Genomic DNA, 24,907 nt, shown 5'->3' with positions numbered 1-24,907 from the left:
ATCAGGAAAACTTATGAATAGCCTTATACGCTCGGCTCCCCTTCTCGCTGCGGCCATTGCCGTCTGCGCCCTGACAGGTCTCTACCTGCTGGGAGGCGGGCTATGGCTGTGTCTCATCGGCGGCTCCTTTTATTATGTTGTCGCCGGTGTGCTGCTGCTGGCCACGGCCGTGCTGCTGTTACGGCGGCAGGCCATGGCGCTTACGGTCTATGCCGTGCTCCTGCTCGGCACGATGGTATGGGCGGTGCAGGAAGCCGGGTTTGATTTCTGGGCGCTGGCCCCGCGTGGGGATATTCTGGTGCCCATCGGCATCGTGCTTGCCCTGCCGTGGGTCACACGCCACCTGCACCCTGCCGGCCCCGCCACCCGTCTGCCCCTGTTCGGTGCGATTGCCGCCGCAGTGGTTGTGGTTGGCGCCGCCCTGACGCAGGACCCGCAGGATATCGCGGGCAACCTGCCGCCCGTGGCGCAGAACGCCCCCGAGCCGGGCGATGCCCACCAGATGCCCGATGAGGACTGGCAGGCCTATGGCCGCACGCAGTTCGGTGACCGGTTCTCTCCGCTCAAGCAGGTCAATGCCAGCAATGTCAGCAAGCTGAAGGTGGCCTGGACGTTCCGCACCGGCGACCTGCGCGGCCCCAATGACCCCGGTGAAATCACCGATGAGGTCACGCCCATCAAGATCCGTGATACGCTCTACCTGTGCACCCCCCACCAGATCCTGTTCGCGCTCGATGCGAAGACCGGCCAGCAGCGGTGGAAGTTTGACCCCAAGCTGGCCTACAACCCCACCTTCCAGCACCTGACCTGCCGTGGCGTGTCCTACCATGAAGACAGGGCGGATGACGCACAGGCGGCGGATGGGGCAGCCAGCCCGGTCGAATGCGCGCGCCGCATTTTCCTGCCCACCAATGATGGCCAGCTTTTCGCGCTTGATGCTGCAACCGGTGCGCGCTGCGCCAGCTTTGGCAATAATGGCGTGGTGAACCTGCAGGATGGCATGCCGGTCAAGACGCTGGGCTTTTACGAGCCCACATCCCCCCCGGTCGTGACCGATACCACCGTGATCGTGTCCGGCGCCGTGACCGACAACTATTCCACGCATGAGCCTTCAGGTGTGACGCGTGGCTTTGACGTGCATACCGGCGCGCTGAAATGGGCGTTCGACCCGGGCAATCCCGACCCGAACGAGATGCCGTCCGAGCACCACACTTTCGTGCCCAACTCCCCCAATTCGTGGATCACGTCATCCTATGACGCCAAGCTCGACCTGATCTACATCCCCATGGGCGTACAGACACCCGATATCTGGGGCGGCAACCGTGGTGCGGATGCCGAGCGCTATGCAAGCTCCATCGTGGCGCTGAACGCCTCCACCGGCAAACTGGTCTGGTCCTACCAGACCGTGCACCATGACCTGTGGGACATGGATATCCCAGCCCAGCCCAGCCTGGTCGATATCCGCAACGAGCAGGGCGAGATCATTCCCACCCTGTATGCCCCGGCCAAGACCGGCAACATCTTCGTGCTCGACCGGCGCAACGGCCAGCTCGTGGTGCCCGCCCCCGAGCGCCCCGTGCCGCAGGGAGCAGCGCCGGGCGATCATCTCTCGCCCACGCAGCCCTTCTCGCAGCTGACCTTCCGCCCCAGCAAGCTCCTGACCGATGCCGACATGTGGGGCGGCACGATGTATGACCAGCTGGTCTGCCGCATCATGTTCCACCGCCTGCGCTATGATGGCACGTTCACGCCGCCTTCACTGCAGGGCACGCTGGTCTTCCCCGGCAATCTGGGCATGTTCGAATGGGGCGGACTTGCGGTTGACCCCGTGCGCCAGATCGCGATTGCCAACCCCATCGCCATTCCGTTCGTATCCAGGCTGATCCCGCGCGGACCGAACAACCCGGCAACCCCTGACAAGTCCCTGCCCTCGGGCTCAGAAAGTGGCGTGCAGCCGCAGTTTGGCGTGCCTTATGGTGTGGACCTCCATCCGTTCCTCTCGCCGTTTGGCCTGCCGTGCAAGCAGCCCGCCTGGGGCTACATGTCGGGCATCGACCTGCGCACCAACAAGATCGTGTGGAAGCACCGCAACGGCACGATCCGTGACAGCGCACCGCTGCCCCTGCCCATCAAGATGGGCGTGCCCAGCCTTGGCGGTCCGCTCACCACGGCAGGCGGCGTGGCCTTCCTGACCTCGACGCTCGATTACTACATCCGCGCCTATGACGTGACGAACGGCCAGGTGCTGTGGCAGGACCGCCTGCCCGCCGGTGGCCAGTCCACACCCATGACCTATGCGGTCGATGGCAAGCAGTACATCGTTACCGCCGATGGCGGCCACGGCTCGTTTGGCACCAAGCTTGGCGACTACATCGTCGCCTACAGCCTGCCTGACGGAAACTGAGGCCCGCGCCGGGGAAGGATTTTCTCCTTCCCCGGCTTGACATTGCCCGTCACATCTATATTCATCTGTATATAGATGCTGCTCAGACAGGCCACCCTGCAAACCATTATCCACGGTTTTGCAGGGATTTCCCGCATTAAGCAGGAAATCAAATAAGTCTTATCATCGCTTTGATCTTACGCGCGCCCGAACGGCTTGATTAGGAAACGGTAATACTAAAGTTTCCGCCGTGGCGCCGATGTTCCCGCACATCCGGCAGTTCCGGTGCTTCGGAGGGGGCGCAATGTTGCGCCGCCTCCTGTGTTTCGCGCCATGACGGCACTGGAACCGGGCGGATGATACGGGGTGATATGATGACTTTCACAACCGCGAGAACATCGTGATTAAACGTATTGCAGCAGCGATTGTGGGGATCGGTGTCGCCGGTGGCGTCGGGTTCCTGGCCTATGCATGGTATCCGGCCATTGCGCCGGTTGCACCGCCTCCTCCCTCCACCTTCTCCGCCGCCCAGATCGAGCGCGGGCGCGTGCTGGCCGCTGGCGGCTACTGCGCGGAGTGCCATACCCGCACCGATGGCGTGCGCGGCGTCGAGCTTGCAGGTGACTACAAGATGGATACGCCCTTTGGCGCCATCTTCTCCTCCAACATCACGCCCGACCCCGAGACAGGCATCGGCCACTGGTCGGAAGCCGCCTTCAAGCGCGCCATGCGCAAGGGCATCTCGCGTGATGGCACGCAGCTCTTCCCCGCCTTCCCGTTCGATCACTTCACGCACATGACGGATGAGGACATCGACGCGGTCTATGCCTTCCTCATGACGCGTGCGCCGGTGCATTCGGTCAAGCGTGACAACACGGTAGGCTTCCCCTTCAACATCCGCCTCGAGCAGGCGGGCTGGAAACTCCTGTTCCTGCATGAAGGGCCGCTCAAGAACAATCCGGCCCAGGATGCCGAGTGGAACCGTGGCGCGTACCTCGCCGAGGGCCTGAGCCACTGCTCGGCGTGCCACACGCCGCGTAACCTGATGGGGGCTGAAAAGGCCAGCGCGCCTTATGATGGCGCCCCGGTCGATAACTGGATCGCCCCCCCGCTCAACGAGCATAACCCGACCCCTGTGGTCTGGACCGAGGACGAGTATTTCAAATACCTGCGCTTTGGTTCCGCGCCGCTGCATGGCAGTGCGGCGGGCCCGATGTCCCCCGTGGTGCATGGCGGCCTGAGCGAGATGCCGGAATCCGACGTGCATGCCATCGCCCATTACCTGGCCGAGATCGATCACGCCTCAACCCGTGTCAGCCAGGACCCCAAGGCCCTTGCATGGGCCATGAAGGCCTCGATGAAGGATCTGGTCGGCCCGCAGGTCAACCCGAACGCCAAGCTCTATGCCGGCGCCTGTGCCGCCTGCCACGCCAATGCCGGCCCGCAGCCGGTTGAAGGCCGCCCCGACCTCGCGCTGAACAACGCGCTGTGGCTCGATGAGCCGACCAACCTGTTCCAGGTGATCCTGCGCGGCATTGGCACGACGGAAGGCATTTCCACGGTGTCGATGCCCAGTTTCTACCATTCCTTCTCGGATGCGGACCTTGCCCGGCTGGCAACCTACCTGCGCGCCACGCGCACGACCCTGCCGCCGTGGAGCGATCTGGAAAAGAAGGCCGCCGAAGTGCGCAAGACCCTGCCCACGCCGCCTGTCGCGTCGTCCCATTGAGCTGAAAGACGGAGCTAGAACATGACGACCTTTCGCCTCAATGGACGAGACGTAACCGTTGACGTGCCGGATGATACACCCCTGCTGTGGGTCATCCGTGATGAAGTTGGCCTGACCGGAACAAAATTCGGTTGTGGCATCGGCATGTGTGGTGCGTGCACCATCCATATCGGTGGCCGGGCCACCCGCTCGTGCGTGACGCCAGTCAGCGCGGCAGAAGGTGCCGACATCACCACGATCGAAGGCATCGACCCCGAGGGTAACCACCCCGTGCAGCAGGCCTGGCGCGAGATCCAGGTGCCGCAATGCGGCTACTGCCAGTCCGGGCAGATCATGCAGGCCGTGAGCCTGCTGAAGGATTACCCCTCTCCCACGGATGAGGAAATCGATGCCGTCATGGCAGGCAGCCTGTGCCGGTGCATGACCTATATTCGCATTCGTGAGGCCATCAAGAAGGCCGCGGCCAACGCACGCGGAGATGCATCAAATGGGTAGATTAAACCGCTTCCGCCTGGGCAAGGATGGGCGCCGTGAGCAGACCAGCCTGTCGCGTCGTGGCTTTCTTGTCACCTCGCTTGGCGCCGGGGTCATGTTCGGCTTCGCGCGTCCGGCTGCGGCCAACCAGATTTTCCCGCTCGACAGGGCGCTGCCGGGTGATGGCGCGTTCGAACCGACCATCTGGTGCTCGATTGCGCCCGATGGCGAGATCACGGTCAACATCATCCGCGCGGAGATGGGCCAGCATATCGGCACCGCCCTCGCCCGCATCATTGCGGACGAGATGGAAGCCGACTGGAGCAAGGTCCGCATCAACTACGTGGACACCGACCCCAAATGGGGCCTGATGGTGACCGGCGGCAGCTGGTCGGTGTGGATGACATGGGACGTGTTTCGCCAGGCTGGCGCCGCAACCCGCACCGCGCTGGTCGAGGAAGCCGCCCGCCTGCTTGGCACGACACCTGACAGGTGCACGGTGGCCAATGGCATCGTGTCGGCTGGCACCAAGCAGATCAGCTTTGGCGATATCGTGGCCAAGGGCCATCCGTCGCACTCCTTCACGCCTGAGGAAATGGCCAAGCTGCCGCTCAAGCCCGCGAGCGAACGCCGCCTGATCGGCAATGCCGAGATCAAGGCGCTGGACATTCCGGCCAAGACCAACGGCACCGCCATCTATGGCATCGACGTCAAGGTGGAGGGCATGGTCTATGCCCGCCCCAAGATGCCGCCCACCCGTTATGGCTCGAAGGTGCGCTCCGTTGATGATACGGACGCCAAGAAGATCAAGGGCTATGAGCGCTACCTGATCATCGAGGATCCGTCCGAGGTGGTACAGGGCTGGGTCGTAGTGCTGGCCAGGACCTACAGCGCCGCCATCCGCGCGGCGGATGCGCTGAAGGTTGAGTGGACGCCGGGCGAGACCATCCACACATCCGAGGCGGACATTCAGGACCGTGGCCGCGAGCTGATCAAGAACAGGGATGGCGGCGTCTACATCTTCAATGATGACGGCGTGGACCAGGCCTTCAGCAGCGCGCATACGGTCATGGAGCAGGAATATACCTGCGCATCCGTGCTGCACTACCAGCTTGAGCCGACCAATGCCGTCGCCTTCGAGAAGGACGGCGTGTACGAAATCCATGCCGGCAACCAGTGGCAGAGCCTGATCCTGCCCACGCTGGCCAAGGCGCTGCAGGTGCCCGAGAGCAAGGTGATCCTGCGCAGCTACCTGCTTGGCGGGGGCTTTGGCCGCCGCCTCAACGGTGACTACATGATCCCCGCCGCCCTCGCCTCCAAGGCGCTTGGTGGCAAGCCGGTCAAGCTGATCCTGACCCGCTCGGACGACATGCAGTTCGACTCCTTCCGCTCGCCTTCCGTCCAGCGCGTGCGCATGGCGTTTGATGGCAGCGACAGGATCACGGGCATGGACTACCAGGCCGCCGCGGGCTGGCCCACGGGCGTGATGGCGCAGGCCTTCATGGAAAAGGGCGTGGACGGCAAGCCTTATGACCAGTTCGCCATTGCCGGTGGTGACCACTGGTATGAGGTTGGGGCCTTCCGGGTGCGCGCGCTGCGCAATGACCTGGCGGAAAAGACCTTCCGCCCCGGCTGGCTGCGTTCGGTCAGCCCCGGCTGGACCAGCTGGGGGATCGAGTGCTTCCTCGACGAGGTCGCGCACCGCCAGAAAAAAGACCCCGCCCAGTTCCGCCTTGACCTGCTGACCGCACAGGGCCGCAACAAGGGCGAAGCGCCGGATTCCGTGGGCGGCGCGCTGCGCCAGGCCGCCGTTGTCCGCCGCCTGATGGAAAAGGTGAACTGGGGCAAGACCACCCTGCCCAAGGATACCGCATTCGGTCTGGCCACCACGGCGGGGCAGGAACGCGGCATGCCGACCTGGATCGGTTGCGTGGCGCAGGTGCATGTTGACCGCAGCACCGGCGTGGTCACCTGCCAGAAGCTGACCATCGTGGTCGATGCGGGCACCGTGGTTGACCCCGATGGCGCCAAAGCCCAGACCGAGGGCGCGGCGCTGTGGGGCCTGAGCATGGTCCTGTTTGAGAACACGGAAATCGTGAACGGCATGCCCGTGGACCGGAACCTGAACACCTATACCCCGCTGCGTATTGCCGATACGCCGGAGATGGACATCGAGTTCCTGCCCAGCACCGAAAAACCCATGGGTCTTGGTGAGCCGGGCACGACGGTGGTGGGGCCTGCCATTGGCAACGCCATCTTCAACGCCGTGGGCGTGCGCCTGCGCCATATGCCGGTGCGCCCGGCCGATGTGCTGCGCGGATTGCAGGGAAGCTGATCTCTAGCACCCGGATGCAATGAAAAAGCCCGGCATGCGCCTGCATGCCGGGCTTTTTTAATGGCCTGCGCGATATGCGGCGCGCCCCTCAGCCGCCGGGACGCATGCCCATGCAGGCAGCCAGAATCGCCACGAAGCACAGCTCCGCCAGGCAGATGACAAACCACTGCACCGTCATGTAGCCCCGTGGCATGGCGCCCTGCCGCCAGGCCACACGCTCCACCACGATTGTGGCTGCAAACCCCGCGATCAACGTCATGAGACCGGCGAGTTCCTGCACGGTGGCGGCGCATAGCCCGATCCAGCCAATAAAAGCCGGCAGGCCGCCAAGTACGAGCCGCAGGTTGGTCAGGCGCTGCGTGCCGCCAGCGGGTATGATGTCAGGCTGCTCCAGCGCCATACCCCAGTGCACCGCGCCGAGGAAAGACAGCATCACCGCGCCATAGCCCACGGCAGCGGTCAGCAGGCGCGGGGTGTGGTCGGGTGAAAGGAACAGGATCGCGCAGGTGCAGCCAAACAGTGGCAGCAGGCTGGCCAGTGCGGTAACTATGGCAAGCAGCGGCAGGCGTTTCACGGCAGGTTCTCCTAATATCTTGTGCTGTGTGCATAGCCTACTCTGGCATGATGCGTTGCATCTGTTATCGTGGAGGAGGATATGCGTGCCGGTGGCATGCGGTATCCCCATAATGTCAAATCTGAGGAAACAGATACCATGAGCGCCATTATCGATATCATCGCCCGCGAAATTCTCGACAGCCGGGGCAATCCCACCATCGAGGTGGATGTTGAACTGGCATCGGGCGCCAAGGGCCGCGCTGCCGTGCCGTCAGGCGCTTCAACCGGCGCGCATGAAGCCGTGGAACTGCGTGACGGCGACCCCAAGCGCTATGGCGGCAAAGGGGTGCTCAAGGCCGCGGCCAATGTCGAAGGCGAAATCCTTGAAGCATTGCAGGGCGTGGAATCGACCGATCAGGTCGCCATTGACGAGGCGATGATCGACCTTGACGGCACCCCCAACAAGGCCCGCCTGGGTGCGAACGCCATTCTTGGCGTGTCGCTCGCGGTAGCCAAGGCGTCGGCGGAAGAACTCCAGACCCCGCTCTACCGCTACGTGGGCGGCGTATACGCCCGCACCCTGCCCGTGCCGATGATGAACATCATCAATGGCGGCCAGCATGCTGATAACCCGATCGATATTCAGGAATTCATGATCCAGCCCGTGGGCGCCCCCACGGTCACGGACGCCATCCGCATGGGATCTGAAATCTTTGCCCAGCTCAAGAAGAGCCTGTCGGGCGCTGGCTACAACACCAATGTGGGCGATGAAGGCGGATTTGCCCCGGCGCTGAAATCAGCGGATGAAGCGCTTGGCTTCATGATGCGCGCGGTCGAGGCGGCAGGCTACAAGCCGGGTGATGACGTGACCTTCGCCCTCGATTGCGCGGCCACCGAGTTCTACAAAAATGGCCGTTACGAACTGGCAGGCGAGGACAAGAGCCTCGATGCCGCCGGCATGGTTGCCTATCTGGCCGATCTTTCCGCCCGCTACCCCATCATCTCCATCGAGGATGGCCTTGCGGAAGACGACTGGGAAGGCTGGGCTGAACTGACCGCCAATCTGGGCCACAAGCTGCAACTGGTGGGGGATGACCTGTTTGTGACCAACCCCGACCGCCTGCGCCGGGGCATCAAGGCGGGCGTGGCCAACTCCCTGCTGGTCAAGGTCAACCAGATCGGCACGCTGAGCGAGACGCTCGAAGCCGTGCAGATGGCCCAGCATGCGGGCTACACGGCCGTGATGAGCCACCGCTCGGGCGAGACGGAAGACAGCACAATCGCCGATCTGGCGGTTGCGACAAATTGCGGGCAGATCAAGACCGGCTCGCTGTCGCGCTCCGACCGCACGGCAAAATACAACCAGCTGATCCGTATCGAGAACGAACTGGCCACGGCGGCGCGCTATGCCGGGCGCACGATTCTCAAGAACGGGTGACATGCTGCTCCGGGCGGGTTAAGCCCGTCCGGATTGAGAATACGGAAAGGGGAAATGGAGTGCAGGTAGTCAAGATCGCGAAACGTGTGATGCGGGCGACCATTCCCCCTGCCCTGTTCATCGGGCTGACGGCCTATTTTGGCTGGAACGTCATGCGCGGCGAGCATGGGCTGCACAGCTACGCCACGCAGTTGCACCTGCTTGATGAGGCCCACGCCGCCCAGAAGGACGCCACGGCCGAGCAGGAAGTGTGGCTGCGCCGCGTGCGCGGCCTCAAGGAAGGCGCGCTCGACACCGATCTGCTCGATGAACGCGCCCGCTCCATGCAGAACCTTGCGCGCCAGGACGAGATTGTCGTGCCTTACGCGGAACATGACCATCTGTACTGAAACGGCTGGCGGCTCAATTCTCTTAAAATGGTGAAGCTTTTTTCAAGATGCTTCACCAGATGCTGCCGGTCCGAAAAAAAGTGGTGGTACCTGGAAAAACTTTTGCCCCGATGGGCCACAGATACAAAAAAACCCCGGCGGAAAACCTGCCGGGGTTTTTTCATCTCCACAAGTCGGGAGATTATTTGATCTTCGCTTCGCGGAAGGCCACGTGCTTGCGCGCGACGGGGTCATATTTCCGCAGTTCCATCTTGCCAGTCTGGGCGCGGGCATTCTTCTTGGTCACATAGAAGTAGCCCGTGTCCGCCGTGGAGACGAGTTTGATCTGAATGGTGTTGCTCTTGGCCATGATATCCTCAGCACTGCTCCGCCGCTGCTGGAACACTCAGGTGCAGCAGTGGTTCAAGTTGGCGGAAAATGCGCATACACAAGGCTCAGGTCAAGCGCCTTGACCAATATTTCTGCTGGAATCGCCCCAGAATGGCAAAAAAAATGGAGTGCCGTGCCCGATGTTGAGTGTAGCGCAAGCCCGTGAGCGGATTCTGGAAGGGGTTTTCCCCCTGCCAGCCGAGGTCGTGGCCCTGACCGATGCCTGTGGGCGCGTAAGCGCGGCCCCCATCATGGCGGGGCTGTTCAACCCGCCAGCCGATGTTTCGTCCATGGATGGCTACGCCGTGCGTGCGGCGGATCTTTCGGCGGGCGGAGTAACGCTTGCCTGCATTGCCGAGGCCCCTGCGGGCCACCCCTTTACCGGCACGGCTGGCCCCGGGCAGTGCGTGCGGATTTTTACCGGCAGCGTCATGCCCGCAGGCACGGATGCCGTGCTGATACAGGAGAATGCGCAACGCGAGGGCAGCAGCGTGCACACCACGCACACGCTGGCGCCTGGCACCTATGTGCGCCGCAAGGGGCAGGATTTTGCAGCGGGGCAGATGCTTGCGCCCGCAGGCCAGAGACTGTCGGCACGCGATGTGGGGCTGGCGGCAGCGGCCAACAATGCGTGGGTGCAGGTTGCCCGCCGCCCGCGCGTGGCCATTGCCGCCACGGGCGATGAACTGCTCCTGCCCGGCAGCGCCATTGGTGCGGGCCAGATCGCCAACGCCAATACCCCCATGCTTGCCGCCCTGCTGCGCGCCGTGGGCGCCGAGCCGGTCATGCTGCCGGTACTGCGCGATGACATGGCCGATGTGGCAACGCTGGAGCGCATGATTGATGGCGTGGACATGCTGCTGACCGCGGGCGGGGCCAGCGTGGGCAGCCACGACCTGGTGCGGCGCGGGCTGGAACAGGTGGGGCTTGAAACCGATTTCTGGAAGATTGCCATGCGGCCGGGCCGCCCGCTGATGTCGGGCCATCTGGGCCGCCTGCCCTTTATCGGCCTGCCAGGCAACCCGGTTGCGGCATTCGTGTGTTCCATCGTGTTCGTGCTGCCCGCCCTGCGGCGCATGGCCGGGCTGGCACAGGCCATCGAACCGCCGGTCCAGGCCATCCTTGGCTGCGACGTGCCGGAAAACGACCAGCGTATGGACCACCTGCGCGCAACCCTTGCACATGATGCGCAGGGCCGCCTGGTGGCAACGCCCTTCCCCGTGCAGGATTCGGCCATGCTGCACGTGCTGGCGCAAAGTCAGGCGCTCGTGCTGCGCGCGCCGCATGCGCCAGCAGCCCGCGCGGGCGATGCATGCGCCGTGATCCGTATCGATCACGTCTTTGCATAGGCCGGAATGCCGGTTGACGCGAAAGGGGGAACCAATATAGAACACGGAACAGGTTTTTGATTTGTTCCATAGCGTTTCCGCATCGGCGGCGCTGCTCACGGCAAAAGGACATGCGGCATGCTCACCAAGAAACAACATGAGCTTTTGCTGTTTATCGATGGTCATCTGCGCCGCACGGGCTTTTCCCCCTCCTTCGATGAAATGAAGGATGCGCTCGGCCTGCGCTCGAAGTCTGGCATTCATCGCCTCATTTCGGCGCTGGAGGAGCGTGGGTTCCTGCACCGCAGGCATCATCGGGCCCGTGCGCTCGAGATCCTGCGCCTGCCCGATATTGATGCGCCCCCGCCCCGCCCTGCCGATTCGCCCCAGCCCGCGCCGGATCTGCCCGCCCCCGAGATGCCCGGCGCGGTAATGGACGTGCCTTTCGTGGGGCGTATCGCCGCAGGCAATCCCATCGAGGCCATAACCCCCGAGACCACCCGCATCACCGTGCCCGCCGACATGCTGGGCAAGGCCAGCCATTACGCGCTGGAAGTAACGGGCAACTCGATGGAGGAAGCCGGTATTCTTGATGGTGACATGGTCATCATCCGTGAGCAGAACCATGCAAACGATGGAGAGATCGTAGTGGCGCTGATTGATGGCGATGAGGTGACCCTCAAGCGCATCCGCCATCAGGGGAACGAAATTGCGCTGATCCCGGCCAATAGTGCCTATGATACCCGGGTTTTTCCGGCGGGGCGTGTGTACATACAGGGCACGCTGGCAGGCCTGATCCGCCGCTATTAAAGGTTACGGCCCGCTGCCAGCCTGTAAAAAATCAGTAAGTGTTTTGGGGAGCCGCCTTTTTTCAAAAAGGCGGCGTTCTCATGACTGCACGATGTCACGCCACGGTGGCAGCAGGGCCGCGAGTTGCGCCACCGCTTCCGGCCCCATGGGGGTTATGGGCGGGAACTGCGCCAGAATACGGACCTGCCCGTGGCGTATGATGGCATCACGCCCCACGGGTTCGAGCGGACCGTTCAGGATCACGCCTGCCACATGCAGCCCGCGCGCGCGCAGGGCGGCAAGGCTGAGCAGCGTGTGGTTGATCGTGCCCAGCGTGCTGCGCGCAACCAGCACCACAGGCAGCGCGAGCCGCACCATCAGGTCGATCATCAGGTAATCGGGCGCAATCGGAACAAACACGCCCCCCGCTCCTTCCACCACCACCGGACCTGCTGAGGGATCGTGACGTGGCAGGGCGATGGCAGCGGGGTCAATGCGGGCATTGGCCTGCCGGGCCGCGTCCTCGGGCGAGAGGGAAGCCCCAAAACTCGCCGCGGACGGATAAAGCCGCGTGGCATCAGGGCCGGCCAGGTGGCGCAGGCTCATGCTATCGGATGGCGCATCATCCGTGCCGCTCTGCAGGGGCTTCCAGTAAGCGGCGTTCCAGGCCCGCACCAGGGCGGCCGAAGCTACGGTCTTGCCAACATCCGTATCCGTACCGGTCACAAACACGCCGGGCCATGGCCTGCGATGGAACAGCCCGTACGCCACGTGATACGATATGGCAAAAGGCGCATCCGCCGCGCCTGCCGCAGCCAGTACGCGCCGCAGGCCATCCGTCTGGGGAACGTCCGTATGGGTTGCGCCAATAGCGCGGAGCTCGCGCACGAAGGCCAGTGGTGAAGCAGGCGTATCGATGATTTCAGCGTCTTGCCACAGGCCTGCGCCACAATCCGGCCATTCAGCCTGCAGTTTCGTGCAGGACGGATAATTAGCCATGGGGCATACCCTGCCCACGGCCTGATAGGCCGTTCGCCATTGGCGAAAGCTGTCCGCGCACAGGGTTGCCAGCGCCATGTGCCCCCCCGGCACCAGCAGCCGGGCCAGTGCGGCGAGTGCCGCCTTGCGGTCGGTAAACCACTGCATGGCCAGGCTGGAGCAGATCAGGTCGAACGGGCCGGTCAGATCTGGCGCCTCGCCATCCATGCGGTGCAGCACAAGCTGGTCATCATCGGGCATGCGCCGGGCAAGGCGTTGCAGCATGCCAGGGGCGATATCGGTGGCGGTGATATGGGCCTGCGGGAACAGGCGGCGCAGTTCACGGGTCAGAAAGCCGGTGCCACAGCCAATTTCCAGAATGCGGCGCGGGGCATGGGGCGCCATGCTGACTGCAATGCGCCGGGCCAGTTCAGTGGCGGCAATGCGCTGGATGCGGGCCGCCTGCTCGTAGTCCTGCGCCGTATCGAAACGGGCGGCAATGCTGTCCTTGCGCGTCATGATGACATCATCCGTCTGGCCATGGTAGTAATGGCATTGGCACAGGCCGTGGCATGCGTGAGCGGCAGCAGGTGCCCTCCTTCCACCCATTCAACTGGCCGGGCAGCAAAGCAGGCCTCGGTCAGTGCGGGGGGCGCAATGGCATCCTGCGTACCCGCCATGACGTGAACCGGGCATGTCGTGCGGTTCAGGTCGGCCCGGCAATCCATATCCATCAGGGCTTCGAGCCCGGTTTCCAGCCGGTCGCGCTGAATCGGTTCAGGAACCGGCGCATCAATGCCCGCGCGCAGGCGGAAGCTGTGCAGGAGTCCCTGTGGCGCACGCAGCAGCCCCTGGCGCATGCGTTCGATCACGCGCCGGCCGATCCCGGCTGTAAAGTCCGGCCCGGCCCCGAACCGGCTGAAACCGTTTATCAGGATCATGCCCCGGCACAATGGCCCATGGTGACGCAGAAGCCATAGCGTACCAAGTGAGTGCCCGACTCCGATATAGGGTTCCTGCGGCAGTTCCATATGGGCGTGGGGCGCAAAGAATCCAAAGTCGAGGCAACGCGTCCGTGCCCTGCCAAGGGCCGTGCGGGTCGCGCTCCAGAACGCGGGATCAAAGGCCCAGCCATGCACGAGGGCCAGCGGCAGGGTGGCGCTCATGACGCACTCTGGTGCAGGGCCAGCGGAATGGCTGTGGCAAGCTGGTCGATCATGCCGTCGGTATGAGCGGCACTCAGCGCAAGGCGGATGCGGCTGCCATTGGGCGGCACCGTAGGCGGGCGTATGGCGGCGGCAAGCAGGCCCTGCGCCTCGAGGCTTGCGGCAAAGCGCAGGGCGCGCGCGGCATCACCCAGCATGATCGGCACGATCTGCGTGGTCGATGGCTCGGGCGACAGGCCGCAGCCCCGCACCACGTCGCGGATATGCGCGGCGTTGCGGGCCAGCCGGGTGCGCTCTTCATCCAGATGGGGCACGCATTCAAGGGCCGCGTCCATCGCGCCGAGCATGGCAGGCGGCGGGGCGGTGGTGAACACGAAGCCCGAACAGGCATTGACCAGCCAGTCACACAGGGCGCGCGAGCCGGTTACAAACGCACCAAACCCGCCCAGCGCCTTGCTGAACGTGCCCATGACCAGATCGATTTCATGCCCCGCGCACAGGCCCCGCCCCTGCGGGCCGAGCACGCCGGTGGCATGGGCTTCATCCACGTAGGTGAAGGCGCCATGTTGCCGCGCCAGTGTGCTCAGCCGGGCGATGTCGGTGCGGTCGCCATCCATGCTGAACACGCTTTCCGTCACGATGATCCGCAGGCCCGGATCATCTGCGTGGCGGATCAGCAGGCTTTCCAGATGATTGAGGTCGTTGTGCCGGAAGCGGATCTGCCGCACGCCTGCCGCCATGCAGCCCTGGTGCAGGCTGGCATGGTTCAGGCGATCGGCAAAAACAAGCGGGGGCGCGCCCTGCTCGGTCGCCAGCCGCAATATGGCCGCCAGCACTGATGCATTGGCCTGCCACCCGCTGGCCAGCAACAGCGCCGCCTCGGCCCCCTTGAAGGCGGCGAGACGTGCTTCCACCGCCATATGCTTCGCACTGGTGCCGGTCACCAGCCGCGAGGCGCCAGCCCCTGTCCCGTCCTCATGCAGCCACTGCGCCGCGCGGGCGGCAAGGGCCGGGTGATGTGACAGGCCGAGGTAATCGTTGGATGAGAAATTGACCAGTTCGCGTCCGTCACGGATAACGGTTACCGGCCCGCTGTGGCGCACGGGGCGCAGCACGCGGCGGATATGGCGCTGCGCCATGTGGTCGAGCGCGGTCTGGAAAAGGGTGTCGAAACAGGCCATGAAGCGCATTCTCCTGCCGGAGCCTGCCGCCCCGGTCAATCCCGCCAATGCAATATCACGGAGACAGCGCATGTGTGGACCTGAATGGCTGGAGCGAGGCATGCAGCATGTCTGGCTACCTTACGCGCAGATGCAGACCGCCCTGCCCCCGCTCCCCGCCATGCGCACGCAGGGCTGCACCATCACGCTGGCCGATGGCACGGAACTGCTTGATGGCATCGCCTCGTGGTGGACCGCCTGCCACGGCTACAACCATCCCCATATCCGCGCTGCGGTGGCAGGTCAGCTCGAGCGCATGCCGCATGTCATGTTTGGCGGCCTGGTCAATGAACCCGCCCTGACGCTGGCCAGCCGCCTTGCTAGCCTGCTCCCCGGTGACCTGGAGCGGGTATTTTTTACGGATTCCGGCTCGGTCGCGGTCGAGGTGGCGATGAAGATGGCCATCCAGTACTGGCTCAACCAGGGCCAGACGGGGCGAACCAGGCTGCTGGCCTTCCGCGGTGGCTACCATGGTGACACGATGGCCACCATGGCCGTGTGCGACCCGGAGGAAGGGATGCACGGCCTGTATAACGGCGCGCTGCCCGAGCATTTCATTGCCGATCTGCCGGTCGATGCCGCCAGCACCGCAGCCCTTGATGCCCTGCTGGCACAACACGCAGGCAGCATTGCCGCCATCATTACCGAACCGCTGGTGCAGGGCGCGGGCGGCATGCTGTTTCATACGCCGCAGGTGCTACGCAACCTGCGCACCCTGGCCGACCGCCATGGCGTGCTGCTGATCCTTGATGAGATCTTTACCGGCTTTGGCCGCACCGGCACGATGTTCGCCTGCGAGCAGGCGAACATCGTGCCGGACATCATAACCCTTTCAAAGGCATTGACCGGAGGCACGATGGCGCTGGCGGCCACGGTGGCGCGCAGGCATGTGTTCGAGGCCTTCCTGTCCGATGATCCGCTGCATGCGCTCATGCATGGGCCGACCTTCATGGCCAATGCCATGGCATGCGCCTGCGCCAATGCCTCGCTCGACCTGTTTGCAACCGAACCCCGCCTGCAGCAGGTGGCCCGTATCGAAGCGCAGATGCGGACCGAACTCGAACCCTGCCGCGCCCTGCCCCATGTGGTTGATGTGCGTGTCATGGGGGCCATCGGCGTGGTGGAACTTGACCGCATACGTGACATGAATGCGCTCAAGACCGCCCTGATCGCACAGGGGGTATGGGTACGGCCCTTCCGTAATATCGTTTACCTGACGCCTGCTTTCACCATTACGCCAGTCGAACTCAGCCGCCTTGCCACCGCAATCCGCACGGTTCTGGGCGGTTTGCTCCCGGATCAGCGCTAGGCCATCAGGGACTGATCTGGTAAGGAAGCATATGACTTTTTTTCAGCACAGATCCTGGCGCATGACAAATCATGACAGCAAGCGGCAGATCGTACTGAAGATCCTGTCGGATGGTCAGGCGCGTTCCGTCAAGGAAATTGGTGACCTGTTTCCTGAACTCGGCACCTATCATGCCCGTCTGGCCCTGCAGGCACTGCGCAATCAGGGGCTGGTCACGGTAGAAGACGCGCCGGAAGCAAGCGATGGCCGCAAGCGCAAGGTCTGGCGGCTGGTCAAGCCGGCCACCTGAATGAAAGACCCCCCGCAGCAGGGCTGGCGGGGGTTGGCCCGTTTATCAGGACGGGGTGGATTCCAGTTCTTCCTTCTTGCCTGCGGCGGGCTTGGCGCGGCTGCTGCGGCGTGGCGCGCGGGGAGCACGTGGCGCGGGGGCCGGTGCGGCTTCCGGGGCGGCGTCAATCGTAGGCTGGGGGGCTGTTTCCGCAGGCTCGATCACGGCGGGCTGCTCGGCCGTCGGCTCGGCGGGTTCATCGGCAGTATTATCGCTGGGCTGGCGGTTCTCGACGGGGCGCGGCTGCCGGTTTGACATGCGCTCCTGGCGTTCCTGCTGGCTCTGCTGTGCCGCCTGCGTCATGGCGTTGAGAATGCGGAAATAATGTTCGGCATGCTGGAAATAGGCTTCCGCCATGACGCGGTCACCACTGCTGCTGGCATCACGGCCAAGCTGCAGATATTTTTCAAACAGCTGCTGTGCCGTGCCCCGCACGCGCAGGTCCGGGCCATTACTGTCAAATACATGGTTGCGGTTCAACGGGATCTGGCCATTATTATGGCGTACGGTTCCGCCACTGCTGCCGCCCGAACGATGGTGACGGCTCCGCATGCGTTTCATGTTCATAAGCTGTCGCAGCACTTTCCTGTTGCCGGTCGCTGGCGCTGCCCTGGACCGTGGGGCGGTCTCTGCCCGTCCCGTCTGTTGCCATGTTGGTTGTCCGGTACGACACCGGACACGGATCCCTGCGCGTGGCGGAACCTGTTGAAGGTTCGGGTCGCCTGTATTTGTGTTTTGCAATCGGGATCGCCCGCGGGGAATGGAACAGCAATCAACCCGCTTTTCGTTTTCCCTGCGTTTTGGCAATATAACCTGCGCTTTTCTTTCTGCCAAATTATTTTTTCACCACCAGCGCCCGCCCTATTCCGCCAAGATCGGGGCGTATTTCCACAACGTCCAGCCCCGCCGCGCGCATGAGGGCGGGCACGCTCCCGTCCTGGCCAATGCCCAGTTCCAGCACACCCAGGCCACCGGGGGCCAGAAGGCCCGGCAATGCGCGGGCCAGGGCGCGGTAGGCAATAAGCCCGTCCGGTCCGCCATCAAGCGCGCGCGCGGGTTCATGGGCCACCACGTCGGGCATGAGGGTAGCGAGGTCGGCATGTGGAATATAGGGCGGATTGCTCAGCACGAGATCGAACGGTCCCTCAACCCCATCGGCCCAGTTGCAGCACAGCATATTGCTGCGCGCGGCCAGTCCGTTACGCGTGGCATTGAGGCTGGCCAGTGCTGCCGCCTGCGGGTTGAGGTCTGTGCCAGTGCCATGGGCGTGCGGATATTCCGCCAGAATGGCCAGAAGCAGACAGCCCGTGCCGGTGCCGATATCAAGCACGCGTAACGCGGCGTTACGATCAGGCAGGTGGTCGAGCACGGCCTCGACAAGGGTTTCGGTGTCAGCACGGGGGATGAGGGTGGCAGGCGACACCACAAGGTCCAGCGACCAGAACCCGGTCTGCCCGATAATATAGGCCATGGGCTCATAACGCAGGCGACGGGCCAGCATATGGGCAAAGCGTGCATGGGCCGCGTCGGTCAGCGTATCGATGCGCAGCAGTCCGGCAAGGTCGGTGCGGGCCGCGTGGGCCACGAGCAGGCGGGCCTCGCGCTGGGGGGCCTCGATGCCTGCGGCATGCAACTGCTGCGTCGCGTCATGCAACAGATGACGTAAATTTATGGGCGCTGGTGTCGTGGCATCTTTCATCGCCGGTACTTTCCGTCATACTGGGCCATTATGTATCTGCCCGCCCTTTCATCGCATCTTGCGCGCCTGCTCCTTGCTGCCATGCTATGCACTGGCGCTTCCCCTGCCCTTGCCGGGTCGTTCGACGTGAGAGACAATTATGGCGAGGGAGAGATTTCGGAAGCCGAGCGGTTCTATGTCGATGAGCAGCTTGTCGCCACCTTTCGCCTTGATGCGGACCATACCAGCCAGACGGTCCATGTCGATACCGCGATGGGACGCCTCAACCACAGCTACGCCCTGTGCGGGGAAATTTACATCCGCCGCCCCAGTGGCAAGGTCGAGATCCATCAGGTAAGCGGCGAAGGCGTGCTGTATCATCCTGATGGACATCATTTTGAAGCCATTGCCTCGCGCAATTTCACCGAATTCTACCTTGTCGATAGAGATGAGCCCGAAAGCGTCGAACGCCACCCCGGCCATAGCAGCCTGTGTGCCGCCCCTACCTCCTGAACCGGCGGGTCAGCCCTCATCCGCCGCAAGCAGGGCGGCCTGTTCTTCCTGTGTCAGGGCATCGACGAACTCATCGAGTTCACCCGCCATCACGCGGTCGATCTTGTAAAGCGTAAGACCGATACGATGGTCGGTCACGCGGCCCTGCGGAAAATTGTAGGTACGGATGCGCTCGGAGCGGTCGCCTGTGCCCACCTGGGCGCGGCGGTCGGCGGCGCGGGTTTCGTGGGCCGCGGCACGATTGCGCTCATACAGCCGCGCGCGCAGGATCTTCATGGCCTTGGCGCGGTTTTTGTGCTGGCTTTTTTCTTCCTGCATCGCCACCACGATATTGGTGGGCAGATGGGTGATGCGCACGGCGCTTTCGGTCTTGTTGACGTGCTGCCCCCCCGCCCCTGATGCCCGGTAGACATCAATGCGCAGGTCGCCGTCATTGACCTCCACATCCACTTCTTCCGCCTCGGGCAGCACCGCCACGGTAACGGTGGAGGTATGGATGCGGCCCTGGCTCTCGGTCGCGGGCACGCGCTGCACGCGGTGCACGCCGGATTCATATTTCAGCCGGGCAAACACGCCACGCCCGGTAATGCTGGCAATACCTTCGCGCAGGCCACCGAGTTCGGACTGGTCATATTCCAGGACTTCGAAGCGCCAGCCACGCTGGTCGGCATAGCGCTGGTAGGCGCCAAACAGTTCGGCGGCGAACAGCCCGGCCTCGTCGCCACCCGCGGCAGGGCGGATTTCAAGGATGGCGCTGCGCTCATCCGCCTCGTCACGCGGCAGCATGGCCAGGCGGATGTCGTGGCGCAGGGTCGGGATCTGCGTGCGCAGTTCGTCGAGTTCGGCCTGGGCAAGTTCGCGCATTTCGGGGTCAGCGAGCATCTGGCTGGCGTCGCGCTCAGCCTCTTCCGCCCCGCGCAACGCGTTCACGCGCGCGACAATCGGCTCAAGCTCGGCATACTCGCGCGAGGCCTGCGTGAAGTCGCTGCCCGACAGGCCCTGCGCAAGCAGGGCCTGCAATTCCTCGCACCGGCCAACAATCCGGTCCAGGCGTTCGTCGAATTTTGACACGCTCAGCCCCCTGCGGCGGTTCCGGCCTGCAGGGCGGCGGCCACGCCATCAAGGGGCACCTCGGTCTGGTGCCCGCTATCGAGGTTCTTGAGCTGGACCACGCCGCGTGCAATCTCGTCGCTACCAATCACCACGACATGCGATGCCTTCATGCGGTTGGCACGCTCCATGCGGCGCTTCATGTTGCCGCGATAGGAGGTTTCAGCCCGGATGCCCGCAGCCCGCAGGCGCTGCAGCACGATCAGGGCCGCGGCCTGCGCATCCGCGCCCATCGGCACGACGGCAACCGGACGCGGCTCGGCCGGAACATCCTCAAGCAGCATGGACAGGCGCTCGATCCCGCCAGCCCAGCCAATGGCGGGCGTTGCTGGCCCACCCATCTCGGCAACAAGCCCGTCATACCGGCCACCAGCCAGCACGGTACCCTGCGCGCCAAGGCGCTCGGTCACGAACTCGAAGGCGGTGTGCCCGTAATAATCCAGGCCGCGAACAATGCGCGGATTTTCCCGAAAGCGCACGCCCATCGTGTCCAGCGTGCTGCGCAGCCCATCCCAGAAGGCCTGCGCCTCGGGCGTGAGATACTGGGCAATGGTGGGAGAATCCGCCACCAGCGCACGGTCCTGCGGGGCCTTGCTGTCAAGGATGCGCAGCGGGTTGCGCTCCAGCCGGGCCTGACTGTCGGCGGAGAGTTCGGCACGCCGTTCGCTGAAATAGGCGATCAGCGCCGTACGCCATGCATCGCGGCTGGCGCTGTCGCCCAATGTGTTGAGTTCCAGCACCACTTCATCGCCAATGCCAAGCGCGTGCAGCACGTCGCGGCCCATGGCGATGACCTCTGCATCGGCCAGCGGCTCGGCCGATCCCAGCAGTTCGGCGCCAATCTGGTGAAACTGGCGGTAGCGCCCCTTCTGCGGGCGTTCGTAGCGGAACATGGGCCCGGCGTAGAACACCTTCTGCGGCAGCGACTGGGTCAGCCCATTGGTGACCAGCGCGCGACAGATGGCTGCCGTGCCCTCGGGCCGCAGGGTCAGGGATTCACCGCCACGGTCCTCGAATGTGTACATCTCTTTCGAGACAACATCTGACGTATCGCCCAGCGAGCGCGAAAAGACCCGCGTATCCTCGAACACAGGGGTCGACCACTCATCAAACCCGTACAGGCCAACAATGCGGCGCGCGGTTTCCACTACATGGTTGAACCGCCTGCGTTCCTCACCAATCAGGTCATGGGTGCCACGAACGGGCTGTAAGCTGCTCACTACGCGATATTCCTGTCTTCATACCGGTGGCCCGCACGCAGGCCACCAGCCGGGCCGCGCGCCCTGCCGGGCGCGCGGCGTTTGATTCAGTCCGTGGTGGACATGCTGGCTTCGCGGGCCATTTCCTCGGCTGGGGTGTTGCTGGCATCCGCCTTTTCCAGCACGGCCACCTTCTTCTCCACCAGGTCCACGATGTGTTCGATCATGTCACCAGCAGGCATGGTGTGGTCCTGCTTGCCAGCGGAATAGACCATGTGGCGGCCTGAACCGCCGCCGGTCACGCCGATATCGGTCATCAGCGCCTCACCGGGGCCATTGACCACGCAGCCGATGATGGACAGCGTCATGGGCGTCTTGATATGGGCCAGGCGATCTTCCAGCGTCTGCACGGTTTCGATCACGTTGAAGCCCTGCCGCGCGCAGGACGGGCAGGAAATGATCTTCACACCACGGTGGCGCAGGCCGAGTGACTTCAGGATATCCCAGCCAACCAGCACTTCCTCTTCTGGCTCGGCCGAGAGCGAGACGCGCATCGTGTCACCCACGCCCGCCCACAAAAGGTTGCCCAGCCCGATGGAGGACTTGACCGTGCCTGCGCGCTTGCTGCCTGCCTCGGTAATGCCGATATGCAGCGGATGGTCGCACACATCGGCCAGTTGCTGGTAGGCCGCGACCGCCATGAACACGTCCGATGCCTTCACGCTGATCTTGAACTCATGGAAATCATGATCTTCAAGGATCTTGGCGTGTTCGAGCGCGCTTTCCACCAGGGCTTCGGGGTTGGGCTCGCCGTATTTTTCCAGCAGGTGCTTCTCAAGCGAACCGGCATTGACGCCGATGCGGATGGAGCAGTTGTGGTCCTTGGCTGCCTTCACCACCTCGCGCACGCGCTCGGCGCTGCCAATATTGCCGGGGTTGATGCGCAGGCACGCGGCCCCTGCCTGGGCGGCCTCGATGGCGCGCTTGTAGTGAAAGTGGATGTCAGCCACGATCGGCACGTTCACTTCGCGCACGATCTCGGCTAACGCCTTCGTGCTTTCCTCATCGGGACAGGACACGCGCACGATATCCACGCCCGCAAGCTCGGCGCGGCGGATCTGCGCGATCGTGGCCTCGGCATCGGTGGTCAGCGTGTTGGTCATGGTCTGCACCGAAACCGGGGCATCACCACCGACCGGCACGTTGCCGACATGGATCTGCCGCGACTTGCGGCGTTCGATGTGCTGATAGGGACGATAGCTGCTCATTTCTGTGCCCTCCACATAAGGCGGCGGTGTGTGCTCCGGCCCGCCGTAGCGGCGGCCTGGCACGGCCCGATAGTCTGTTACATGCCGGTTCCCGGCATGGCGATCACAATGTGGACCATGCCGTAGGAGACCCTTTTACTCTGGATTGATGTGCTGCGGGAGGGGCGGAGAGAGATTATTGCCGCTCCCTGTGGCGGTTGTGCCGCCTGGCTGCATGGGTGAAGGCATTGGCGGGTGGATATTTGCCACCGGTGCGGCATGCATCACCGAGCCATCAGCCACTGCAGCCGGGCTGAGCGGGATATTGTGCCGCACTTCTCCATTGCGACCGAGCGGCTGGGTCGTAACCCCGCCTGCGGCAAGCGTCAGGCCGCCTGCATTGCCCACGGTCAGTTCCAGCCCGGACTGCCCCTGCGGTGTCTGCCATGTCTCACCGGGCTGGAGCACATGGTCATACAGGACCGGACCACCATGCTTGCGCACCTGCACCCAGGTCGCGGCCGATGCGCTCAGGGTCACGCTGTCGGTAGCAGCAGCGGGGGCTGCCGTCGCCTGGGCCTGCTGGGCCAGCACGTTGCGATCCTCGCCCATTTTTTCGAGCGGCTGCGAGGGAGCCGCCGGCGCGGGCATGGGCGGGAGCGCTGCCGCTGGCGGCAGCATGGCGGGTGTGCCGGTCAGCGCCTCGCGCTCCTGCGGTGGCAGGGGCTGCGGCGCGGGCCGTTCATCGGCGGGCGGCAGCACCGAGGCCACCTGCGGCGACGCGGTCGTGCCCGATGACAGGCCAGGCAGCGTCAGCTTGGCCGGAAGGTCATGAATGCCCTGCGAGCCGGTCAGCTTGTACCACCCCGCATAGGCGCCCACCAGAATCACGAGGCCACACAGCAGAAGCACGCCGGTTGGCAGCCCCCGATCGGGCAGTGGCACGGGAAAGGACAGTTCGGCCTTGCGGGTAAAGGCGCCCCGGCTTTCTATCTTGAAACGTTCGACAAGCTGTTCGCCTTCCAGCCCCAGCGCATTGGCGTAGCTGCGCAGGAAGCCAATGGCATAGGCCGATCCGGGAAGCTCGCCGGGGCGTCCCTCCTCAAGGGCCTGCAGGTACGGCAGACGGATGCGCAGCCATGCCGCGACATCGGGCAGGTTCCAGCCCAGCTCCTCGCGGCGCGCACGCAGCATGTCGCCCACCGAGGCGATGGAAGAGGCGCCCGGTGCCGGCGCGGGCGTGCCCGGCGTTGCCTTGCCGCGAAAAATGCGCTTGCCGTCGGTCATCCGTAGCGGGCCCTCTCTTCCTGACGGATCAGGGCATCGATGGCCTGATCGACCAGCTGATTGATAATTTCGCTGACCGGCTGCTCGGCGGTGATCATGCCCACGGACTGCCCGGCCATGACCGATCCATTCTCCACATCGCCATCGATCACGGCGCGGCGCAGGGCGCCCGCCCAGAAATGCTCGATGTCGAGCTGGGCAGCTTCCCTGGTCAGTTCACCACCCTGAAAGCGGCGCAGCGTTTCCGCCTGGTGCTGCATGAAGCGCCGGGTGCCCGCATTGTTCAGCCCCCGCACCGGAATGACCGGAAAACGCTCGTCAAGCTGTACCGATGTCACGGCATCACGCGCATTGGCGCGGATGAAGGCCTTCTTGAAGTTTTCATGCGCGATGCTCTCGCGTGAGGCAGCGAAGCGCGTGCCAAGCTGCGCGCCTGACGCGCCCTGTTCGAGATAGGACAGGATCGCATCCCCTCGCCCCAGCCCGCCCGCCACAAACACCGGCACGTCATGGATATGGGGCAGGATTTCCTGCGCCAGCACCGTCAGCGACACGGGGCCGACATGCCCGCCCGCTTCCGATCCCTCGATCACCAGCGCATCGACACCCAGCCGCATCAGCCGCTTGGCCAGCACGAAGGCGGGCGCGAAGGCGATGACCTTTGCCCCCCCGTCCTTGATGGCGCGGATGACCGGGCCGGACGGAATGCCGCCCGCCAGCACCACATGGGTAATGCCCGCCCTGATGCAGACCTGCACCAGCTCATCAAGCCGGGGGTGCATGGTAATCAGGTTCACGCCAAAGGGCTTTTGGGTCAGAGCTTGCGTGCCCGCGATTTCCTCGGCCAGGCGCTCGGGTTCCATCGCGCCGCAGGCCAGAACCCCAAAGCCGCCCGCGTTGGAAATGGCCGAGACAAGATTGCGCTCGCTTACCCACGACATCGCACCTGCCAGCAGCGCGTATTCGCTACCCAGAAAGCGCGTGCCACGGCCCCACAGGTGGTCGAGGCGGGCACGGGCCTCCCTGCGGCGCGCGGGGTCGATCAGGGCGGACGGGGCATCAGCGGTGGCGGGCATGGTCGTG

23 protein-coding genes are annotated in these 24,907 nt (G+C 64.1%); 11 read left to right on the top strand and 12 right to left on the bottom strand.

The features are described from left to right. The first annotated feature begins 13 nt into the window (after window positions 1-13). The 4 genes from CDI09_RS08810 to CDI09_RS08795 all read left to right on the top strand — a co-directional run bounded on the left by CDI09_RS08810 (window position 14) and on the right by CDI09_RS08795 (window position 6,921). On the top strand, window positions 14-2,404 hold the full coding sequence (locus CDI09_RS08810) for a glucose/quinate/shikimate family membrane-bound PQQ-dependent dehydrogenase (protein WP_110571259.1): 2,391 nt from the start codon (window positions 14-16) through the stop codon (window positions 2,402-2,404). Window positions 2,405-2,783: 379 nt separating this feature from the next. Further along, window positions 2,784-4,112: a cytochrome c gene (locus CDI09_RS08805; protein WP_078524064.1), complete on the top strand. Its 1,329-nt coding sequence runs from the start codon at window positions 2,784-2,786 to the stop codon at window positions 4,110-4,112. A gap of 21 nt (window positions 4,113-4,133) precedes the next feature. Then, complete coding sequence (locus CDI09_RS08800; protein ID WP_061271735.1) at window positions 4,134-4,607, top strand: (2Fe-2S)-binding protein; 474 nt, start codon at window positions 4,134-4,136, stop codon at window positions 4,605-4,607. Next, window positions 4,600-6,921 carry a xanthine dehydrogenase family protein molybdopterin-binding subunit gene (locus CDI09_RS08795; RefSeq protein WP_078524066.1) on the top strand — a complete coding sequence of 774 codons (2,322 nt, stop codon included), beginning with the start codon at window positions 4,600-4,602 and terminating at the stop codon, window positions 6,919-6,921. Before CDI09_RS08800 ends, CDI09_RS08795 begins: the two co-directional genes overlap by 8 nt. A gap of 88 nt (window positions 6,922-7,009) precedes the next feature. On the opposite strand, the gene CDI09_RS08790 is transcribed toward CDI09_RS08795, so the two are convergent. Then, window positions 7,010-7,495: a DUF3429 domain-containing protein gene (locus tag CDI09_RS08790; protein WP_078524067.1), complete on the bottom strand. Its 486-nt coding sequence runs from the start codon at window positions 7,493-7,495 to the stop codon at window positions 7,010-7,012. A 138-nt stretch (window positions 7,496-7,633) separates the two neighbouring features. Here CDI09_RS08790 and eno point away from each other — a divergent pair, with 138 nt between their 5' ends. Then, the gene (gene eno / locus CDI09_RS08785) at window positions 7,634-8,914 is read left to right on the top strand and encodes a phosphopyruvate hydratase (RefSeq protein WP_078527626.1); all 1,281 of its coding nucleotides are present in this window, start codon (window positions 7,634-7,636) and stop codon (window positions 8,912-8,914) included. A gap of 59 nt (window positions 8,915-8,973) precedes the next feature. Further along, window positions 8,974-9,303, top strand: a complete 330-nt coding sequence (locus tag CDI09_RS08780; RefSeq protein WP_078524068.1) for an FtsB family cell division protein — start codon at window positions 8,974-8,976, stop codon at window positions 9,301-9,303. 181 nt (window positions 9,304-9,484) lie between these two features. Here the strand turns inward: CDI09_RS08780 and rpmG are convergent, their stop codons facing one another. Continuing rightward, window positions 9,485-9,652, bottom strand: coding sequence for a 50S ribosomal protein L33 (gene rpmG / locus CDI09_RS08775; RefSeq protein ID WP_007400522.1), 168 nt, complete (start codon window positions 9,650-9,652; stop codon window positions 9,485-9,487). 160 nt (window positions 9,653-9,812) lie between these two features. On the opposite strand from rpmG, the gene CDI09_RS08770 reads away from it, so the two are divergent. Next, window positions 9,813-11,021 (top strand): molybdopterin molybdotransferase MoeA, encoded by a 1,209-nt coding sequence (locus tag CDI09_RS08770; RefSeq protein WP_078524070.1) that lies wholly within the window; start codon window positions 9,813-9,815, stop codon window positions 11,019-11,021. A gap of 117 nt (window positions 11,022-11,138) precedes the next feature. Continuing rightward, window positions 11,139-11,810 carry a transcriptional repressor LexA gene (lexA, locus tag CDI09_RS08765; RefSeq protein WP_078524071.1) on the top strand — a complete coding sequence of 224 codons (672 nt, stop codon included), beginning with the start codon at window positions 11,139-11,141 and terminating at the stop codon, window positions 11,808-11,810. Between the two features lie 78 nt (window positions 11,811-11,888). Here lexA and bioD read toward each other — a convergent pair whose 3' ends face one another. From bioD to CDI09_RS08750, 3 genes are read right to left on the bottom strand one after another with little or no spacing between them, the layout of a single operon-like run. Further along, entirely contained in the window at window positions 11,889-13,286 is a 1,398-nt protein-coding gene (bioD, locus tag CDI09_RS08760) for a dethiobiotin synthase (RefSeq protein ID WP_078524073.1), read from the bottom strand. Then, the gene (locus CDI09_RS08755; RefSeq protein WP_078524075.1) at window positions 13,283-13,933 is read right to left on the bottom strand and encodes an alpha/beta fold hydrolase; all 651 of its coding nucleotides are present in this window, start codon (window positions 13,931-13,933) and stop codon (window positions 13,283-13,285) included. Before CDI09_RS08755 ends, bioD begins: the two co-directional genes overlap by 4 nt. Further along, a complete protein-coding gene (locus CDI09_RS08750; RefSeq protein ID WP_078524077.1) occupies window positions 13,930-15,123 on the bottom strand; it encodes an aminotransferase class I/II-fold pyridoxal phosphate-dependent enzyme in 1,194 nt (397 codons plus the stop codon). The genes CDI09_RS08755 and CDI09_RS08750 overlap by 4 nt, the downstream gene beginning before the upstream one ends. Before the next feature lie 61 nt (window positions 15,124-15,184). On the opposite strand from CDI09_RS08750, the gene CDI09_RS08745 reads away from it, so the two are divergent. Both CDI09_RS08745 and CDI09_RS08740 read left to right on the top strand, forming a co-directional pair. Next, complete coding sequence (locus CDI09_RS08745; protein ID WP_078524078.1) at window positions 15,185-16,462, top strand: adenosylmethionine--8-amino-7-oxononanoate transaminase; 1,278 nt, start codon at window positions 15,185-15,187, stop codon at window positions 16,460-16,462. 31 nt (window positions 16,463-16,493) lie between these two features. Then, a complete protein-coding gene (locus CDI09_RS08740) occupies window positions 16,494-16,751 on the top strand; it encodes a hypothetical protein (protein ID WP_078524080.1) in 258 nt (85 codons plus the stop codon). Between the two features lie 45 nt (window positions 16,752-16,796). Here the strand turns inward: CDI09_RS08740 and CDI09_RS08735 are convergent, their stop codons facing one another. Next, window positions 16,797-17,342, bottom strand: a complete 546-nt coding sequence (locus CDI09_RS08735; protein ID WP_236944587.1) for a DUF4167 domain-containing protein — start codon at window positions 17,340-17,342, stop codon at window positions 16,797-16,799. A 283-nt stretch (window positions 17,343-17,625) separates the two neighbouring features. Continuing rightward, the gene (gene prmC, locus CDI09_RS08730; RefSeq protein WP_078524084.1) at window positions 17,626-18,489 is read right to left on the bottom strand and encodes a peptide chain release factor N(5)-glutamine methyltransferase; all 864 of its coding nucleotides are present in this window, start codon (window positions 18,487-18,489) and stop codon (window positions 17,626-17,628) included. 30 nt (window positions 18,490-18,519) lie between these two features. Between prmC and CDI09_RS08725 the strand changes: the two genes are divergently transcribed. After that, window positions 18,520-18,981 (top strand): hypothetical protein, encoded by a 462-nt coding sequence (locus CDI09_RS08725; RefSeq protein ID WP_078524086.1) that lies wholly within the window; start codon window positions 18,520-18,522, stop codon window positions 18,979-18,981. A 9-nt stretch (window positions 18,982-18,990) separates the two neighbouring features. Here the strand turns inward: CDI09_RS08725 and prfA are convergent, their stop codons facing one another. From prfA to CDI09_RS08700, 5 genes are all read right to left on the bottom strand, one after another. After that, window positions 18,991-20,052, bottom strand: a complete 1,062-nt coding sequence (gene prfA, locus CDI09_RS08720; RefSeq protein ID WP_078524088.1) for a peptide chain release factor 1 — start codon at window positions 20,050-20,052, stop codon at window positions 18,991-18,993. 2 nt (window positions 20,053-20,054) lie between these two features. After that, the gene (gene hisS, locus CDI09_RS08715) at window positions 20,055-21,311 is read right to left on the bottom strand and encodes a histidine--tRNA ligase (RefSeq protein ID WP_078524090.1); all 1,257 of its coding nucleotides are present in this window, start codon (window positions 21,309-21,311) and stop codon (window positions 20,055-20,057) included. Window positions 21,312-21,397: 86 nt separating this feature from the next. Next, window positions 21,398-22,558: a flavodoxin-dependent (E)-4-hydroxy-3-methylbut-2-enyl-diphosphate synthase gene (gene ispG, locus CDI09_RS08710; RefSeq protein WP_078524091.1), complete on the bottom strand. Its 1,161-nt coding sequence runs from the start codon at window positions 22,556-22,558 to the stop codon at window positions 21,398-21,400. A 135-nt stretch (window positions 22,559-22,693) separates the two neighbouring features. After that, window positions 22,694-23,824: a helix-turn-helix domain-containing protein gene (locus CDI09_RS08705; protein ID WP_078524092.1), complete on the bottom strand. Its 1,131-nt coding sequence runs from the start codon at window positions 23,822-23,824 to the stop codon at window positions 22,694-22,696. Continuing rightward, window positions 23,821-24,900: an NAD(P)H-dependent flavin oxidoreductase gene (locus tag CDI09_RS08700; RefSeq protein ID WP_078527628.1), complete on the bottom strand. Its 1,080-nt coding sequence runs from the start codon at window positions 24,898-24,900 to the stop codon at window positions 23,821-23,823. The genes CDI09_RS08705 and CDI09_RS08700 overlap by 4 nt, the downstream gene beginning before the upstream one ends. Window positions 24,901-24,907: the final 7 nt, after the last annotated feature.

It is taken from the genome of Komagataeibacter nataicola (assembly GCF_003207795.1).
Taxonomy (GTDB): domain Bacteria; phylum Pseudomonadota; class Alphaproteobacteria; order Acetobacterales; family Acetobacteraceae; genus Komagataeibacter; species Komagataeibacter nataicola.
This window is presented reverse-complemented; position numbering and strand designations above follow the sequence as displayed.

Bases quoted from the DNA above. Each gene is read 5' to 3' on its own strand.
- CDI09_RS08770 (WP_078524070.1), top strand. From the start codon at position 9,813: ATGTTGAGTGTAGCGCAAGCCCGTGAGCGGATTCTGGAAGGGGTTTTC.
- rpmG (WP_007400522.1), bottom strand. From the start codon at position 9,652: ATGGCCAAGAGCAACACCATTCAGATCAAACTCGTCTCCACGGCGGAC.
- CDI09_RS08705 (WP_078524092.1), bottom strand. From the start codon at position 23,824: ATGACCGACGGCAAGCGCATTTTTCGCGGCAAGGCAACGCCGGGCACG.
- CDI09_RS08740 (WP_078524080.1), top strand. From the start codon at position 16,494: ATGACTTTTTTTCAGCACAGATCCTGGCGCATGACAAATCATGACAGC.
- bioD (WP_078524073.1), bottom strand. From the start codon at position 13,286: ATGACGCGCAAGGACAGCATTGCCGCCCGTTTCGATACGGCGCAGGAC.
- lexA (WP_078524071.1), top strand. From the start codon at position 11,139: ATGCTCACCAAGAAACAACATGAGCTTTTGCTGTTTATCGATGGTCAT.
- CDI09_RS08795 (WP_078524066.1), top strand. From the start codon at position 4,600: ATGGGTAGATTAAACCGCTTCCGCCTGGGCAAGGATGGGCGCCGTGAG.
- CDI09_RS08735 (WP_236944587.1), bottom strand. From the start codon at position 17,342: ATGCGGAGCCGTCACCATCGTTCGGGCGGCAGCAGTGGCGGAACCGTA.
- CDI09_RS08700 (WP_078527628.1), bottom strand. From the start codon at position 24,900: ATGCCCGCCACCGCTGATGCCCCGTCCGCCCTGATCGACCCCGCGCGC.
- eno (WP_078527626.1), top strand. From the start codon at position 7,634: ATGAGCGCCATTATCGATATCATCGCCCGCGAAATTCTCGACAGCCGG.
- CDI09_RS08725 (WP_078524086.1), top strand. From the start codon at position 18,520: ATGTATCTGCCCGCCCTTTCATCGCATCTTGCGCGCCTGCTCCTTGCT.
- CDI09_RS08745 (WP_078524078.1), top strand. From the start codon at position 15,185: ATGTGTGGACCTGAATGGCTGGAGCGAGGCATGCAGCATGTCTGGCTA.
- prmC (WP_078524084.1), bottom strand. From the start codon at position 18,489: ATGAAAGATGCCACGACACCAGCGCCCATAAATTTACGTCATCTGTTG.
- CDI09_RS08755 (WP_078524075.1), bottom strand. From the start codon at position 13,933: ATGAGCGCCACCCTGCCGCTGGCCCTCGTGCATGGCTGGGCCTTTGAT.
- ispG (WP_078524091.1), bottom strand. From the start codon at position 22,558: ATGAGCAGCTATCGTCCCTATCAGCACATCGAACGCCGCAAGTCGCGG.
- CDI09_RS08750 (WP_078524077.1), bottom strand. From the start codon at position 15,123: ATGCGCTTCATGGCCTGTTTCGACACCCTTTTCCAGACCGCGCTCGAC.
- CDI09_RS08810 (WP_110571259.1), top strand. From the start codon at position 14: ATGAATAGCCTTATACGCTCGGCTCCCCTTCTCGCTGCGGCCATTGCC.
- CDI09_RS08800 (WP_061271735.1), top strand. From the start codon at position 4,134: ATGACGACCTTTCGCCTCAATGGACGAGACGTAACCGTTGACGTGCCG.